This is a genomic window from Adlercreutzia sp. ZJ141 (genome assembly GCF_011038965.1).
In the GTDB taxonomy this organism is placed as follows: Bacteria; Actinomycetota; Coriobacteriia; order Coriobacteriales; family Eggerthellaceae; genus ZJ141.
In genome coordinates, this window is the sequence record NZ_JAAKEB010000011.1 from 33,021 (window position 1) to 48,357 (window position 15,337).

Below are 15,337 nucleotides of genomic sequence, written 5' to 3' on the forward strand. Positions count from 1 at the left end.
TTGTGTGAGCTTAACAATTCGCCATATTACCCTGTCGAATTTCCGCAGTTATGCGGCATTTGAGTTGTCTGACATAGGGCCGCTCACTATTCTGGTTGGACCGAATGCGACTGGGAAGACGAATCTCATGGAAGCATTGCGCTTAGTAACGGCGCAACGTACACTTCGGCATGCTTCCACCGATCAGCTGGTTCGAAAAGATTGTAACTATACATCGATAACAGCGGATATAAGTGATGGTAATCGTCAGCTTTCCTTAGAGACTCGCATAATTGATAATAAACGTCACTATTTGTTGAATGGTAAATCAAAACGCAATGGAGATATGAAAGGGGTAATTCCTTCAGTCGCCTTTGTTCCGGATGATTTAAATCTTGCAAAAGGATCGATGTCCACTCGTCGTCAAGCAGTTGATGCTCTTGGAGAACAACTGTCAATGAACCATTATCTGATCCGGAAAGACTATGAGAAGTTGCTTAAGCATAAAAACTCTGCATTAAAGGAAGGTTGTGAACCGGATGTATTAGATGCGGTGAATGAGATAATCGTAACCGTTGGTGCTCAACTTACCTGTTACCGTGCAGCGCTATTTTCAAAGCTCATGGTTTATTTAGCATCATTTTATCAAGAGATAACGGATGAAAAAGAAACAGTATCGGGGTACTATATTCCTTCATGGGAGCGTGATAGTGAAAGCGTTTTAACCTATGAATATAATCACATACCGTACGTTCGTGATGAAGCAAGAGATTTATTACGTGCTTGTCTTAATCAACGAAAAGGAGAAGAACTAGCGCGGCGGCGATCTCTTGTTGGTCCGCATGCTGATACCATTGAGTTTCAAATTGACGGGATGAACGTGGCAGCATACGGTAGTCAAGGTCAACAACGGTCGTTAGTGTTAGCATTTAAGCTCGCTGAGGTAGCTCTTATTCATGAAATACTAGGTCAACAGCCGATCATTCTCCTAGACGACGTAATGAGTGAACTTGATGATGATCGTCGTCAATCACTAATATCATTCTTATCAAAAGACATGCAAACATTTATTACTACAGCACACCTTGACTACTTTGATAACGAAACACTCTACCGCGCGCGTGTGGTTACATTAGGAAAAGAGAAGGGGAGTACCTTTATCGAACGTGATACGCCCCCATTTTCTGGAAGGGAGGCGTTGAATGAAGCGGTTAAATGTGGGTATTAACGATTTCATGCGATCGTCTTCCGTGTATGGTTTATCAAAGAAAGCTATTCGCGTTGCCCAGGTTCATGCTGCTTGGCGTCGTGCAGTTGAAGAAGTATATAGTGAAGCTTCTGGTCTTATTCTTATGCATACGAATGCAGTGTATATTATGAAAGATACCGATAATTGTATTTCTTCGGATGTCATAGATTCTGAAACCGATTCTTGTACGACTGTTCATCAGTCTGAGTATATGTGTGATGTCGGATTATCCGTAATAGAATTCGGTGTTAAAGAACATAACAATAATGGGTCTTCTATTGACCATGTGACTGACTATAAACGTGTTTCACGTGAAACACGTCGTTTCTCACCAAAGCAACTAATTGTATATTCCGATGACAGTATGGTGAGATCAGATCTTGATGCTCGTCAAGAGTTTCTAAAGATGAGACTTCGAGAATCAGGGGAGTATATTGAAAAATTCAAGATACTGCCGTCAAAAATGGATATGCGTTCACGCCATCCTTTTCTTGATGAAGACGGGAATCTAAAGAAAGGATCGGATGTGAATATGTCACGTTCTGAGAGGTTTAAAAAACTTGAAGTTCCTGCTGAGACATTCGATATGCTTATCAATCACGTGGAAGATATTGATAATGAACAGGTGAAAAAGTCGCTCGATAAAGCAATACGAGCCAATCTAAGCAGAAGTAAAGACATTTCATGATATTTTTACCACTTTGAAGTGAAATTAGTGCTTAGATCATATGTGAATATCCGTAGATGATCTGATAAACCTTTGTATGAAAAGAGACTATGCTAGAATGTTCAGCTGATCAAGATTCAGCTGTTTTCAGGTGGTCATTCTCATCAACTTTGGTGAATAATGTATCCGCGGATATCATGTGATGGTTTCCGCGGATTTTTCTGCCATTGAATAACGCACTGGAAAAGGAGCGCAGCACGTGGCTAACAAACCAGATCATTATGATGGATCAGATATCCAAGTCCTTGAAGGACTCGAAGCTGTTCGTAAGCGCCCGGGTATGTATATTGGATCAACTGGCCCGCGTGGTTTACATCATCTGGTGTATGAGGTAGTTGATAACTCAGTAGACGAAGCTCTTGCTGGATTCTGCGATAAGATTGAGGTATGGATTCATCCTGACAATTCCATCACGGTTACGGATAACGGTCGTGGTATTCCTATTGATAAACATCCAAAGGAAAAAATTCCTACGGTTGAAGTGGTTTTAACTATTCTCCATGCAGGTGGTAAATTCGGCGGCGAGGGTTACAAGGTATCTGGAGGCTTACACGGCGTGGGTGTGTCGGTCGTTAATGCCCTATCCACGCGTGTGGAGGTGTGTGTGAAGCGTGATGGCGGTGAGTATCAGATCGCGTTTGATCACGGTAAAACAGTTGAGAAATTGAAAAGGATTGGTGCGGCGACAGGAACTGGTACAAAAACTACATTTTGGCCTGATCCGGAGATTTTCACCGAGACGACAGTATTTGATTATATGACGTTAGCAAATCGCTTCCGTGAAATGGCGTTTTTGAATCGCGGCTTGAAAATTATCTTGCATGATGAACGTACACCTGATGAGAAAGGTGTTCCACGTACTGAAACGTTTCAATACGCTGGTGGTATTACCGATTTCGTCAGGTATTTGAATGAGGGGAAAGAAACACTTAATAAACCGGTGTTCTTCGAAGCGGAGAATGAAGATGGCACTGTTGAAGTGGCTATGCAATGGACTACATCGTATTCCACGAATTCGGTAATGGCGTTTGCGAATAATATCAATACGCACGAGGGTGGCACACATCTCGACGGTTTCAAACAGGCAGTCACGCGTACGATTAACGAGTACGCTCGTGCGAAGGGTATTCTAAAAGAGAAAGATAGTAACCTTTCGGGAGATGATACCCGTGAAGGACTGGCTGCTATCGTGTCGGTGAAGTTACATGATCCGCAGTTCGAAGGACAGACGAAAACAAAGCTCGGTAACACTGAGATACGTCCACTCGTACAGAATGCTGTGACAAAAGGACTCGCCGAATATCTCGAAGAAAACCCTGCACCTGCAAAACGGATTATCGGAAAGGCAACTCAAGCACTGAAAGCTCGCGAAGCTGCGCGTAAAGCTCGCGAGATGACTCGCCGTAAAGGTGTACTTGATTCATTTTCGCTACCCGGCAAACTTGCCGACTGCTCCAGTAAAACACCGGCAGAGTCAGAAATATTCATTGTCGAGGGTGATTCTGCAGGTGGTTCGGCTAAACAAGCACGCGACCGTAAAACGCAGGCTATTCTTCCTTTACGCGGTAAAATACTCAACGTTGAACGTGCTGGTTTAAACCGTTCATTGTCATCTGATACTATTAGCTCGCTAATTACCGCCATCGGTACCAATATTGGTGATGATTTCGATGCTGAGAAAGCCCGTTATCATCGCATTATTATTATGACTGATGCCGACGTTGATGGTGCGCACATTCGCATCCTCCTATTAACGTTCTTCTATCGCTATATGCCCGAGCTTATTAATCGTGGTTATATCTACATCGCACAACCGCCTATTTTCGGTGTGAAAAAGAAAAACTCCCGATCCCCGAAAATTGAGCGCTATATCTACGACGAGAGCGCGCTTGGTGAAGTGCTTTCCGAAATGGGTGGCGCTGATAAGTGGGATGTGCAGCGCTATAAAGGTCTTGGTGAAATGGATCCTGATCAGCTATGGGAAACCACCATGGAGCCCGCCAGTCGAACGCTTTTACAAGTAAATATAGATGACGCAGCTGAAGCGGAGCGCGTTGTGAGTGAACTGATGGGTGATCAGGTAGAACCCCGTAAGAATTTTATTCAACAGCATGCACGTGATGTCCGTTTCTTGGACATTTAATGAGATAGGACACGATGATGACCGAGGAAAACGAGAGTTTTGTTCCTGATAGTGACCGCAATAACGCGCCTTCCGCTGAACTTGAGGGAATTTCTGTAGACGATACGTTAGATAATCATGTCCTTTCGGAAGAGCAGCGTGCCCGCGCAATGTTTGTTGACATGCCTGCCGCTCATGGGGATATCATAGAAGGTGCGAATGGTGGAGAAGGAACTATCGTTCGCAGCGCGTATCTTGGTAAGGAAATGCAAACGTCGTTCTTGGAATATTCCATGAGCGTTATCGTATCACGCGCACTTCCCGACGTACGTGACGGCTTAAAGCCAGTTCACCGACGCATTTTATATGCGATGAACGAATCCGGTTACACGCCGCAGCGGCCACATATGAAGTCGGCTCGTACCGTTGGTGACGTTATTGGTAAATATCACCCACACGGTGACTCATCGGTTTATGATGCTATGGTTCGTCTCGCACAACCATTCAGTATGCGTGTTCCTTTAGTGGATGGTCATGGTAACTTTGGTTCTATTGACGGCGACTCTGCAGCGGCAATGCGTTACACCGAAGCTCGTTTGGGAAAGACAGCTATGGAGCTGTTACGCGACCTTGATAAGGAAACAGTCGACTTTCAGCCGAACTACGATGAAAGCCTTGAAGAGCCAGTCGTGTTACCAGCGCGGTTTCCGAATTTGCTGGTTAATGGCTCAAACGGTATTGCTGTTGGTATGGCAACAAATATACCACCTCACAACTTAGGCGAAACAATTGACGCTGTGTGCTTATTAATCGACAACCCAGATGCCACAACCGAAGAGTTAATGACCGCGCTTCCCGGACCCGATTTTCCCACTGGTGGCATTATTATGGGCAAAAAAGGCGTTCTTGATGCATATGAAACAGGACGCGGTAGCTTAACTATTCGCGCGAAATGGGAATCTCACGAAGGAAAAAACGGTAAGAGTACTATCACTATTAAGGAAATACCCTATCAGGTGAATCGTCAGCGGCTCATGGAAAAGCTCGGTGAGCTGGTGCGTGAAAAAAAGCTTCCCGAGATAGCAAATATTCACGATGGAGCTGATCGTCACGGTATAGATATCATTATTGATCTGAAAAAAGATGCGATTCCTGATGTAGTGATGAATAAGCTGTTTAAACATACACAGCTGCAAGTCGGGTTTGGCGTGATTATGCTTGCGCTCGTAGATGGAATTCCTCGCGTTCTTTCATTAAAGGAGATGCTACATTACTACATTCTTCATCAGGAAAATGTTATCGTTCGTCGTACTCGCTATGAACTAGCAAAAGCCGAAGAGCGAGCCCATATTCTACAAGGGTATATCATCGCGCTTGATAACATCGATGAAGTAATTCATATCATTCGCTCATCTCAAACCGACAAGGAAGCAGCGGTTCGTCTAACTGAACGCTTTGGGTTAACGAAAAAGCAAACCGATGCTATTCTCGAAATGCGTCTACGCCGACTCACGGGCTTAGAGCGTACGAAAATCGAAGAAGAATTGGCCGCATTGCTTGAGAAAATTGAATATTACAAGCGTGTGCTTGCTGATAACAACCTCGTTCGTCAAATCATTAAAGAGGAACTGCGGGAAATCAAGAAAAAGTTCAATTCAGCTCGTAAAACCCGTCTATCGGGCGAAGCAAAAGATATTGACGTTGAGGATCTGATCGCCGACGAGCAGATGGTGGTTACCGTCACAAAAGCCGGCTATGTGAAACGCCTACCAGTGGGAACGTATCGACAGCAGAAGCGTGGCGGCAAGGGTATGCAAGGGGTGAATCTGAAAGATAACGACTACGTTGAACATCTATTTATTGCTTCAACCCATTCTTATATGCTGTTCTTCAGTACGTTAGGTAAGGTATATCGCCTGAAAGTGTATGAGATTCCTGAAGCGTCACGCCATGCTCGTGGTACGGCTATCGTCAATCTATTACCGCTGCATAAGGGCGAAACCATCGCGGCAGTTATCGAAACGCGTGATTTCCCTGAAAACGAATATCTCATGTTCGCCACTGCTCAAGGCATGGTAAAAAAGACCTCAATGAATCAGTATGACCGTACGCGTCGCGATGGGCTGATTGCTATTAACTTAAAGGACGATGACAGTCTGATTAGTGTGCGTCGTGTTGCGGAAAATGAGAATGTGATCATGGTATCATCCGCTGGTAAGGCAATTCTTTGGAATGAGCAGGAAGTGCGGGCCATGGGGCGTGGCACTATGGGTGTTCGTGGTATGACAGTTCCGGCTGATGCTCATGTATTAGGGATGGAAATAGCAAAGCCTGGTTGTGATCTGTTTGTTATAACCGAAAAAGGCTTTGGTAAGCGTACGCCCGTGTCGGAATACCCAGCACATCATCGTGGTGGTCAGGGTGTGTACACCATCACTATGACGCGGAAGAAGGGCCTGCTTTCGGTAATGAAGATTGTAGCGTCCGACGATGAGATTATGATCATCTCAGAAGAAGGCGTTATTGTGCGCACTCCGGTAAAGGGTATTTCTGAATTAGGGCGCTCGACACAAGGTGTGTGTGTGATGAAGGTTGCCGACAATGATCGTGTGACCGCAGTAGCTATCTCCACAGACAAGAAGACAGCGCGTCATGATGAGAATTCAAACGATACCGATGTCATCACTGAAAGTGATATATAAGGTAAGTATAGAAACGAGTGTTAAGTAACATGTGGGCTTCATGAGATATGCTGGATACCTAATATCCTCTCATGAAGCCCACGTATATAGTGAGAGAAATAGAATCAGTGCGGGATTTACTATATTGGTAAGTATTACTATGGGAAGCATTTAAGAGAAATCATCAGGAGTGAGATCATTAAGAAACTCTTGGAATTCCTTTATTTCCTGAGCCTCTTCTTCTGATCCTTTTGCAGCAGTGAATGAGAATGTGCACCCCATACGCTCAAAAATAGACTCATCTATAAGAATAGGTGCTGATTGGCGCACAGCGAGTGCTAATGCATCGCTTGGACGAGCGTCGATACTGATCAAGCGATCATATTGGCGCACGTAAATCGTAGCGTAAAATAACGCTCCCTTCACGTGAGGGATAACTATGTGATCGATAATACCATCAAGATTCGTCATAATGTTAAGCAGTAAATCGTGAGTCATCGGGCGTTCGAACTGCTTGTCTTCAAGGGCTGCACCTAGTTGGAGTGCTTCGTTGTAACCAATCCATATAGGGACTACTTTTTGATTATCGATTACGTTGTCTTGTATGGTGTTGTATTCAGGTTCATATGTGCGTTCAAGCTGATCAGGTGCTTGTTCCTTAGATTGTTTGGCATTAGGGGTCTCTGATATAGGTTGTAACACAATAAATGAAGGATTAGGAGGATATACGACCACCAAGGTCCTTATTTCGACCGGAATCACGCACTTCCCCTTCTCGTGTTACAGAAAGCCATGCGTGCAGTTAGCGCTTTGCAACGCGAGGTCCTCTGCGGCTGCAGTACTTTTGATTATAACCTTTTCGTTGGTTCGTTGGGAGAGTGGTCTACAGACGATTCCTCTGCGTTGTTTTCCTTTGTATGATCTACGTGGTCTGTTGGCTGAATAACGTCGCGCGTTGACACATTACCAGTGGTTTTATCGGCTTCAACAGCGCTGCGCATGTCAATCACATACATCGATTCATCGATATCGCGATGAGCTTGATCTTTCGATGATCGCTTGTCGGCAAGTAAAGTCAGAACCGTTGACACCATGGGAACCGCCAATAAAATACCGGCAACACCAAACAATCCACCGCCGATAAAGACCGACATCAACACAAGAATACCCGGCACGCCAACAGATGTACCCACGACTTTGGGATAAATGAGGTTACTCTCGAGCTGCTGCAACACTACGAGAAAAACAAGGAACATAATAGCTTGCTGCGGCGACACTGACAATATCATGAACGCGCCTACCGCACCTCCAACCCATGCTCCCACGATGGGAATGATAGAAGTTGCGCCAACAATAAGCCCGATCGGCGCGGCGAAGGGAAAATCGAAGATGGTGAGCCCGATAGCGCAAAGCGTACCTAAGATGCATGCTTCGATACATTGACCATACACGAAGCGTCCAAAGCAGCCGTTTGCAACAGACAACGTATGGCTGACAGATGCATATGTTTTATTGGGTAGGATAGTCTTACCGAACGAGCGTATCGCATCGAGTGCGCGTTCTTTGTCGATGAGAATATATAACGAGAAAACAAAAGCGACAATAGTATTCACCGTTACACTCAGTAGGCCCGACCCTACTTTGGTAATTGATGATGTTATATTGTCAGCTCCACCTAATCCATCGACGATCTTCCTTAGATACTCGGACCACACATCGGGTTCGCCGCTGATCAGTGCGTAAAGATGAGAGTTTTCCCCGACGTATTTTTCAATGATATCCACTACGGCTGTTAAGCCTTCGCCAATAGCGAGAATCGCCGTGGTTAACTCACTTGCGGCAAAATAGGACACAATGGAGATAATACTGATGACAACGGCGACCGAAAGCAGTAGACAAACCGGCCGACGGGTGCGCTCCACAACCTTTGAAGATGAATTTGGGAAGTATATTTTCTCCCATTTAACCATCAGTAGATTCAGTACGTACGCAACTGCAAGGCCAACAATGAAAGGAAGGCAGGCATCCCACACATTTCCAAAGAATACAAACACCTTTGAAAGATTAGTCGCGATCATAAAAGCGAAAGTGAGTACTAGTAGCAGCATGAGCGTCATGCGTGTGGTTTCCCATTTTGGCGATTTTAAAAAATCTTGAATCATATGTATCAGCCTTCAAGCGATTAGTGGTTTCAACGTTTCTAACATCTTATGCAACAACAGTACAGTTTCGCTCAACATAAAGAAAATATCATTATGACGGTTTCAGTACGGTTGTAGGCAGTTTCAGCATAACGGAAATATTTCAACAACATACCAAAAAAAGCTTGACGGTTTGGTAACTTTCCCTTTAAAATAGCAAAGCACTTTTTCAAGGGCCCGTAGCTCAGTTGGTTAGAGCGCACGCCTGATAAGCGTGAGGTCGCTGGTTCAAATCCATTCGGGCCCACCATTGCGCGATAAACGCTCCACCGTGAGCCGAGTTAGCCGGTGGAGCGTTTATTATTGAGTGTCGAGGTTTTTGCCGCGTGTGTACGTGTGCAGGAATGTTTGGGGCATTAGCTCAGCTGGGAGAGCGCGGGCTTTGCAAGCCTGAGGTCAGGGGTTCGATCCCCCTATGCTCCACCAAAACTTAGAAAGGTCGTTGACACAAGTCAGCGGCCTTTTTTGGTAACCTGACATGGATCGAACCCCGTGAGGGCAGAATGCGCCAGTGGCGCATTCTGATCCGAAAGCCGAAGGCCTAAGGAATTCACGCCTAGCCAGGCATTCTCACCATGCCGCGTTCTACGATATCGAAGGCAGGGTCGCAAAATGTGCGAATGGTTTGAAACCCAACATGATAATAGAGCGCTTCGAGCTTATCGGAGTAAGTTTCTAAGAAACAAGGGATATTGTGCGCATCGGCGTAATCGAAAAACGGCGTGATTAAACGACGAAACGACCCCGATCCGCGCGCTTGAGTGTCGACGGCTAAACATACGAAGTGGATGAAGTCGTCAAAACCCATCTCGCTCGCCGTCTCGTATTCCCAATTAAACACAGAAACAGCTTCCATGCGCTGTTCTTGCTTTTCGATTGCTGTGAGTTCTTCTGCAGATAAAACGGTTTCGAGTACGTGTGCTCCCTGTTTTTCCAATTGTGACCACGTGGTATCACCCAGTTCGCTTTTCAAGTATGCCAAAGCTAGTGCCGATGAGTCATTGAGGGTATAGCAACCATCTGCCGGCACAGCACCGGTCATGCTCGCTAAAATAATGGCGCGCGATACTTCACGTTTACGATCACTGTTGTCGGGAAGAACTGACAATACTTCACACGTCCACTGTTCTTCCATGAAACTGTCACCCATCATGGCTGCTAATCGCTCGATAAGACTACGATCGGCGGGGTTAATGGTAACAATACCAGGTAAGCGCATAGTGTCTCCTATAGTTGATCATAGGCGTATACGTGAGCACGTAGAATTGCTGCGTCATGCTCGATGGTATCACATACGGTCAGGTACCCCGAAGAGCACAAAGATCATGAAGATCATGAATAGTGCGCTTTTGGCGAGGTGACAGCATGGAAGTTTGCCTTGTATTGCCGATTGTTATAATGGAAAACCGTCGAGTGCTTTCAAATCAAAGCTCTCCTGTGGAGTATTACGCGGTGAGCTGATGCATGCGAGTATTGACGGATATACGTGTCAATACGAGCACGTGCTGGCAGGTAGTTGGTGGGAACAAGGAAGAGAAGCAAGGGAACCGTGAATCGCATAGAAGCGCTTAATATTCTCGGGCTTGATGATGACGCCACACCCGAAGACATCAAGACGGCATATCGGGAAACCGTGCAGATCCTGCATCCCGATCGCTTTGCGAACAACGCAAAGCTACAGGATCGTGCGACTGAGCAGTTTAAGCGATTGCAAGATGCATACGAATACCTGAACAGCGGAAAAGGATCGCGCGGTTCGTCCGTGCAAGTGGATCGTAACGCTGCGCGCCCGGGTTCGACAGCGAATCTTGAGGCCCGTTTAGCTGGTATTGCCGCAGCACGTACTCAGCTGGTGAAACAGCGCGATGTGATTCTTGATGAGCGGCGAAACGCCATTGCTATGATTGCTGTTGGCGGTTTGGTGGCGTTCTTCCTGCGCCGCATCATTGCAGTGGCTGGTATTGCCAGCGCTGCAGTGGTGTGGGGTATCGTGCAGTTGGCATCGTCGCAACGTACGTTGAACACGCTTGACGAACATATCACCGAACTGAAGCGAGAGCAGAAGGAACTGCAAACCCAATTGGAGGACAGGTAAGTGAAACAGGAGAACATCCGTAACGTCGCCATTATTGCCCATGTTGATCATGGCAAAACCACGCTCGTTGACCGTTTGCTGTATGCGGCGAATGTGTTTCGTGCGAACCAACAAGTTGCCGATCGTGTGCTGGACAGTAACGACCAGGAACGCGAGCGAGGCATTACTATTCTTTCCAAGAATATATCCATCAATTACAAAGACACAAAGATCAATATTATCGACACTCCCGGCCATGCCGATTTCGGTGGCGAGGTAGAGCGCGTGCTAAACATGGCCGATGGTGCCCTGCTCATCGTAGATGCTTTTGAGGGTCCTATGCCGCAAACCCGCTTCGTGTTGTCTCATGCGCTTGCGCAGGGTTTGCGTATTGTGTTGGTTGTCAACAAAATAGATCGCCCGGGTGCGCGCCCTGAAGAGGTTGTCGACGAAGTGTTTGACCTGATGGTTGAGTTGAATGCATCAGATGAACAGCTCGATTTCCCCATTGTGTATGCGTCCGCTGTCAATGGCTATGCCCGCTATGAGCATGATGACGATAACATGGACATGTTTCCGCTACTCGACACCATTTTGAAGGAAGTGCCCGCACCTGACGTTGATGTCGATGGTCCTGTGGCGTTGCAAATCTGCACCGTTGATCATTCGAGTTTCGTTGGCCGTATCGGTGTTGGCCGCCTCCATAGTGGCGTTATGCACGAAAAGGAACAAGTGCTGGTCATAAAAAACGATGGTACGCGCTATAACACCACAATAAAGAAGGTGCACACCTTCGAAAATCTCGACAAAGTTGAGGTTCTTCAAGCCACGGCAGGTGACATCATCGCAGTCATTGGAGTGGATGACGCCGACATTGGCGATATGGTGACGAGCCGCGAGAACCCGGTTCGTTTAGCTCCTATTGCCGTGGAAGAGCCTACTATGTCCGTTGTGTTTGAGGCATCTACCAGTCCACTGGTTGGTCGCGAGGGCGACATCGTAGGTGCTCGCCAATTAAAGGAGCGTCTGATGCGCGAAAAGGAGAGCAATATCTCCATGCGTATCGAAGAACTTGAGGACAAAAGTGGAATTAGCGTGTCTGGTCGTGGCGTTCTTCATCTGTCAGTACTGATGGAAACCATGCGTCGCGAAGGTTTCGAGTTTCAAGTAGGCCGTCCGCGCGTCATTATTAAGCATGCGGAGGACGGAACCAAGCTCGAGCCGATCGAAGAAGCGACGGTTGATGTACCGAGCGACTACGCTGGTAAGGTTATCGAGGTATTCGGCAATGCTGGTGGCATTATGACCGATATGTTCCCGCGAGAAGAACAAACCCATTTGGTGTTCAGTATTCCCTCGCGCGGCACCATGGGGCTGAAAACACGGCTGCTGAATGCAACACATGGTGAAGCGAATATGTTCCATCACTTCAAGGAGTATGGTCCGTATACCGGTGAATTCACCGGGCGCAAGAACGGTAGCATGATCAGTATGTCCACCGAGAAAAGCGTCGCGTATGCGCTCGATACGCTACAGGAGCGTGGTCGCTTATTCGTGGGTCCCGGCGAGAACTGCTACGAGGGTATGATCGTGGGTGAATCGGCTAAGGAAGGCGACATGGTGGTCAACATCGCCAAAAGCAAACAGCTGGGCAATCAGCGTTCCGCTGGTGCTGACAAAGCCATCCAGCTCACGCCGCCGGTAACCTTCACGCTAGAGGAAGCACTCGAATATATCGAAGATGATGAGCTTGTTGAAATCACTCCAAAATCGATCCGCTTGCGTAAGCGCATTTTGTCGGCAACGGCACGTAAGAAAGCTGCAAAGAAGTAGAGAAGTGTAAGCGAAGGTGATCCGTAAGCGTTTGTGAACTGAATGTGCGCATCGTGTGCGGGTCTGACCTCCCAAAACCGCGTATGCGACAATAGACCATCATTCAATCCGGTATTGGGTTCGCTTCCCCCTTGAGGGGGCGACGGGAAAAGAGCAATCTGTATTCGCCAAACGAGAGGGTGTTCATGGAAGCAAGCAAAGTACTAAGGACGGTAACCATTGGTGCGGTATCTACCGTACTCGCACTCAGTCTAGCAGCGTGTTCCGATGGTAAAGGGTCTTCAGAAGGCGATAAAGGAAGCGTTGCCGCAACGGTAAACGGAACGGAAATCTACGAGAATACTATCACCGACTATATTGCAAGCATTCGCGATCAGATGGGTCTGACCGAAGATGAAAAATGGGGGGAGTGGCTAGTCTCATACAACTATACGCCAGAAAGCGTGCGAAGCGAGGTTATTGATTCGCACGTCTCCCGTGAACTGATGGTGCAGGGGGCTAATGAGAAGGGTATAACCGTTGATGCGGCCGAAGTTGATGAGTACGTTAACTCTATGAAGCAGTACTACGACTCCGATGAAGCGTGGCAGAGCGCTCTTGAGCAAGCGGGCATGGACGAGGAATACTATCGCAACGAGATCGAGATGCAGCTGAAGACCAAGAAGCTGCAGGAATCGTTTGCCACCGACGAAGAACCCTCCGAGGAAGAAATGCTGAGTACGTGTCAGATGTATGCGACCTCATATGATGGCGCGCGGAAGTCGTCGAATATTTTGTTTGATGCCGACGATAAAGAAACTGCTCAGGAAGTACTCGACAAGATAAATGCTGGCGAACTTGACTTCGCTGAAGCCGCCAAGGAGTATTCCATCGACACCGGATCGGCGGAAAACGGTGGTGATGTTGGCTGGGATTGCATGAACACGTTTGTTGAAGAGTACGAAACGGCGTTGAAGGCCCTTGAGAAGGATCAAGTATCTGACCTGGTGGAAAGCCAGTATGGATGGCATATTATTAAGTGCACCGATGTGTTTGTTGCACCTGAAGAGGTGACAAGTGTCGATCAGATTCCTGCGGATTGGGTTGAAACTATCAAATCATCGTTGAAGCAACAGGCTCAGAGTGAAGCATTTAACGCATGGCTCGAAGAGTACAAGAAATCTGCCGACATCGTTATTAATGACATGCCTGAAGGCCTTCCCTATAACATTGATCTAACGCCGTATCAGGAAGCTGCGGCCGCCAACGCTGAGGACACTGCTACTGAAGGTGATAGTGCCACTCCGTCCGAGCAACCTGCAGAGGGCGCTGAAGGTGACACAGCGGCTGCCGATGGAACTACTGATGGCGAGTCGGGTGATTCCGGTAGCGACACTGCGTCGAGCGAAGGTGATGCGGCTGAGGGCGACGCCGCCGCTGCAGCCACCGACAGCACCGATGCAGCAGCACCTGCATCAACGCAGCCAACCGAGGCATCGTAAGAGAAACGTTGAGTTCAAAGGAATCTCATGATCGAACACGAGATCAGAGACAAAGAAGCGGCGGCAGGGCAGCAAGTCCCGCCGCCGTTCCTTTCGTTTAAGGACGCCGTGGTACGTCGTCAGGGTAGGGATATCCTAACTATCGATAACTTACACATTCGTCAACGGGAACGTCTTGCCCTGTTGGGCCCGAATGGCTCGGGTAAATCGACATTCGTGAAGCTCATCACGAGGGAAATGTTCCCGCTTCATCGCGATGTGCCGCCGGTGTTGTTCAAAGGGCGTGAGCGCGCTACTCTTGCCGAAGTGAAGGCGTGCTTGGGTATTGTGTCTTCAACGATGCAGGATGAAATAACCGTGCATCTTCCCTGCATTGATATTGTGGCCGGTGGCGTGTACGGGTCGCTGGGCATCCCTCTGCGAGCTACTGGTGTGCAACGCGCGCGGGATCGAGCAAGCGACGCATTGGAGATGCTGGGCATCGCCGATGTGGCGCGACGTGACGTGATGACGCTTTCAACTGGTCAGGCACGGCGCGTGCTAATAGCCCGCGCATTCGTGAACGATCCGGAAACGCTGATATTTGATGAACCTTGCACAGGTCTCGACCCAGAAGGTATGTATTACGTGCGCTCCAGTATGCGCAAGCTCGCTCAGGCGGGAAAAGGTATTGTGCTCGTTACTCATTATCCGGAAGATATCATTCCCGAAATCGATCGCATCATTCTATTGAAGGAAGGCCGCGTGTTTGGCGATGGCGAAAAGAGCCGCATACTGGCAGATAAAACCATGAGTGCGCTATTCGATGTACCTATGCGCGTAAAACGCACGGTTGTCTGCGAACAGCAGAAAGGGACCCATTTTTCGTTGAAAGCGGGTGCTTCCGTGGTGGTTGCAGGGGAGATAAAAGCCGAAACAAAAGAAATATCAAAAACCGCTTATGAAGCCGAATATTTTTCACTTGTGAGCGAGTATTAGCTGTTGTATACT

General features: G+C 47.4%; 11 protein-coding genes and 2 tRNA genes. 10 read left to right on the plus strand and 3 right to left on the minus strand.

Annotation, left to right across the window (positions count from 1 at the left end):
- Nucleotides 1-4 precede the first annotated feature (4 nt).
- From recF to gyrA, 4 genes are all read left to right on the plus strand, one after another.
- On the plus strand, nt 5-1,207 hold the full coding sequence (recF, locus tag G7Y44_RS06745; RefSeq protein WP_165248554.1) for a DNA replication/repair protein RecF: 1,203 nt from the start codon (nt 5-7) through the stop codon (nt 1,205-1,207).
- Nucleotides 1,182-1,916 carry a hypothetical protein gene (locus G7Y44_RS06750; RefSeq protein WP_165248556.1) on the plus strand — a complete coding sequence of 245 codons (735 nt, stop codon included), beginning with the start codon at nt 1,182-1,184 and terminating at the stop codon, nt 1,914-1,916. The genes recF and G7Y44_RS06750 overlap by 26 nt, the downstream gene beginning before the upstream one ends.
- Before the next feature lie 238 nt (nt 1,917-2,154).
- Nucleotides 2,155-4,098 (plus strand): DNA topoisomerase (ATP-hydrolyzing) subunit B, encoded by a 1,944-nt coding sequence (gene gyrB / locus G7Y44_RS06755; protein ID WP_165248558.1) that lies wholly within the window; start codon nt 2,155-2,157, stop codon nt 4,096-4,098.
- Nucleotides 4,099-4,247: 149 nt separating this feature from the next.
- Nucleotides 4,248-6,779, plus strand: a complete 2,532-nt coding sequence (gyrA, locus tag G7Y44_RS06760; protein WP_206214423.1) for a DNA gyrase subunit A — start codon at nt 4,248-4,250, stop codon at nt 6,777-6,779.
- A gap of 150 nt (nt 6,780-6,929) precedes the next feature.
- On the opposite strand, the gene G7Y44_RS06765 is transcribed toward gyrA, so the two are convergent.
- On the minus strand, nt 6,930-7,520 hold the full coding sequence (locus tag G7Y44_RS06765; protein WP_165248562.1) for a bifunctional nuclease family protein: 591 nt from the start codon (nt 7,518-7,520) through the stop codon (nt 6,930-6,932).
- Between the two features lie 86 nt (nt 7,521-7,606).
- Nucleotides 7,607-8,920 carry an AI-2E family transporter gene (locus tag G7Y44_RS06770; protein ID WP_165248564.1) on the minus strand — a complete coding sequence of 438 codons (1,314 nt, stop codon included), beginning with the start codon at nt 8,918-8,920 and terminating at the stop codon, nt 7,607-7,609.
- Nucleotides 8,921-9,132: 212 nt separating this feature from the next.
- Here G7Y44_RS06770 and G7Y44_RS06775 point away from each other — a divergent pair.
- Both G7Y44_RS06775 and G7Y44_RS06780 read left to right on the plus strand, forming a co-directional pair.
- A tRNA-Ile gene (locus G7Y44_RS06775) sits at nt 9,133-9,209 on the plus strand.
- A gap of 100 nt (nt 9,210-9,309) precedes the next feature.
- A tRNA-Ala gene (locus tag G7Y44_RS06780) sits at nt 9,310-9,385 on the plus strand.
- 130 nt (nt 9,386-9,515) lie between these two features.
- Here the strand turns inward: G7Y44_RS06780 and G7Y44_RS06785 are convergent.
- Nucleotides 9,516-10,178: a GNAT family N-acetyltransferase gene (locus tag G7Y44_RS06785; RefSeq protein WP_165248566.1), complete on the minus strand. Its 663-nt coding sequence runs from the start codon at nt 10,176-10,178 to the stop codon at nt 9,516-9,518.
- 330 nt (nt 10,179-10,508) lie between these two features.
- Between G7Y44_RS06785 and G7Y44_RS06790 the strand changes: the two genes are divergently transcribed.
- The 4 genes from G7Y44_RS06790 (at nt 10,509) to G7Y44_RS06805 (ending at nt 15,325) form a co-directional block, all read left to right on the plus strand.
- The gene (locus G7Y44_RS06790) at nt 10,509-11,054 is read left to right on the plus strand and encodes a J domain-containing protein (RefSeq protein ID WP_165248568.1); all 546 of its coding nucleotides are present in this window, start codon (nt 10,509-10,511) and stop codon (nt 11,052-11,054) included.
- Entirely contained in the window at nt 11,055-12,866 is a 1,812-nt protein-coding gene (typA, locus tag G7Y44_RS06795) for a translational GTPase TypA (protein ID WP_165248570.1), read from the plus strand. It abuts the gene before it with no gap.
- Nucleotides 12,867-13,051: 185 nt separating this feature from the next.
- On the plus strand, nt 13,052-14,347 hold the full coding sequence (locus G7Y44_RS06800; RefSeq protein WP_165248571.1) for a peptidylprolyl isomerase: 1,296 nt from the start codon (nt 13,052-13,054) through the stop codon (nt 14,345-14,347).
- A 27-nt stretch (nt 14,348-14,374) separates the two neighbouring features.
- Entirely contained in the window at nt 14,375-15,325 is a 951-nt protein-coding gene (locus G7Y44_RS06805; RefSeq protein ID WP_165248573.1) for an ABC transporter ATP-binding protein, read from the plus strand.
- Nucleotides 15,326-15,337 lie beyond the last annotated feature (12 nt).

Coding starts and splice junctions, on each gene's coding strand:
- G7Y44_RS06800 (WP_165248571.1), top strand. CDS start 13,052: ATGGAAGCAAGCAAAGTACTAAGGACGGTAACCATTGGTGCGGTATCT.
- G7Y44_RS06750 (WP_165248556.1), top strand. CDS start 1,182: ATGAAGCGGTTAAATGTGGGTATTAACGATTTCATGCGATCGTCTTCC.
- G7Y44_RS06785 (WP_165248566.1), bottom strand. CDS start 10,178: ATGCGCTTACCTGGTATTGTTACCATTAACCCCGCCGATCGTAGTCTT.
- gyrA (WP_206214423.1), top strand. CDS start 4,248: ATGTTTGTTGACATGCCTGCCGCTCATGGGGATATCATAGAAGGTGCG.
- G7Y44_RS06770 (WP_165248564.1), bottom strand. CDS start 8,920: ATGATTCAAGATTTTTTAAAATCGCCAAAATGGGAAACCACACGCATG.
- G7Y44_RS06805 (WP_165248573.1), top strand. CDS start 14,375: ATGATCGAACACGAGATCAGAGACAAAGAAGCGGCGGCAGGGCAGCAA.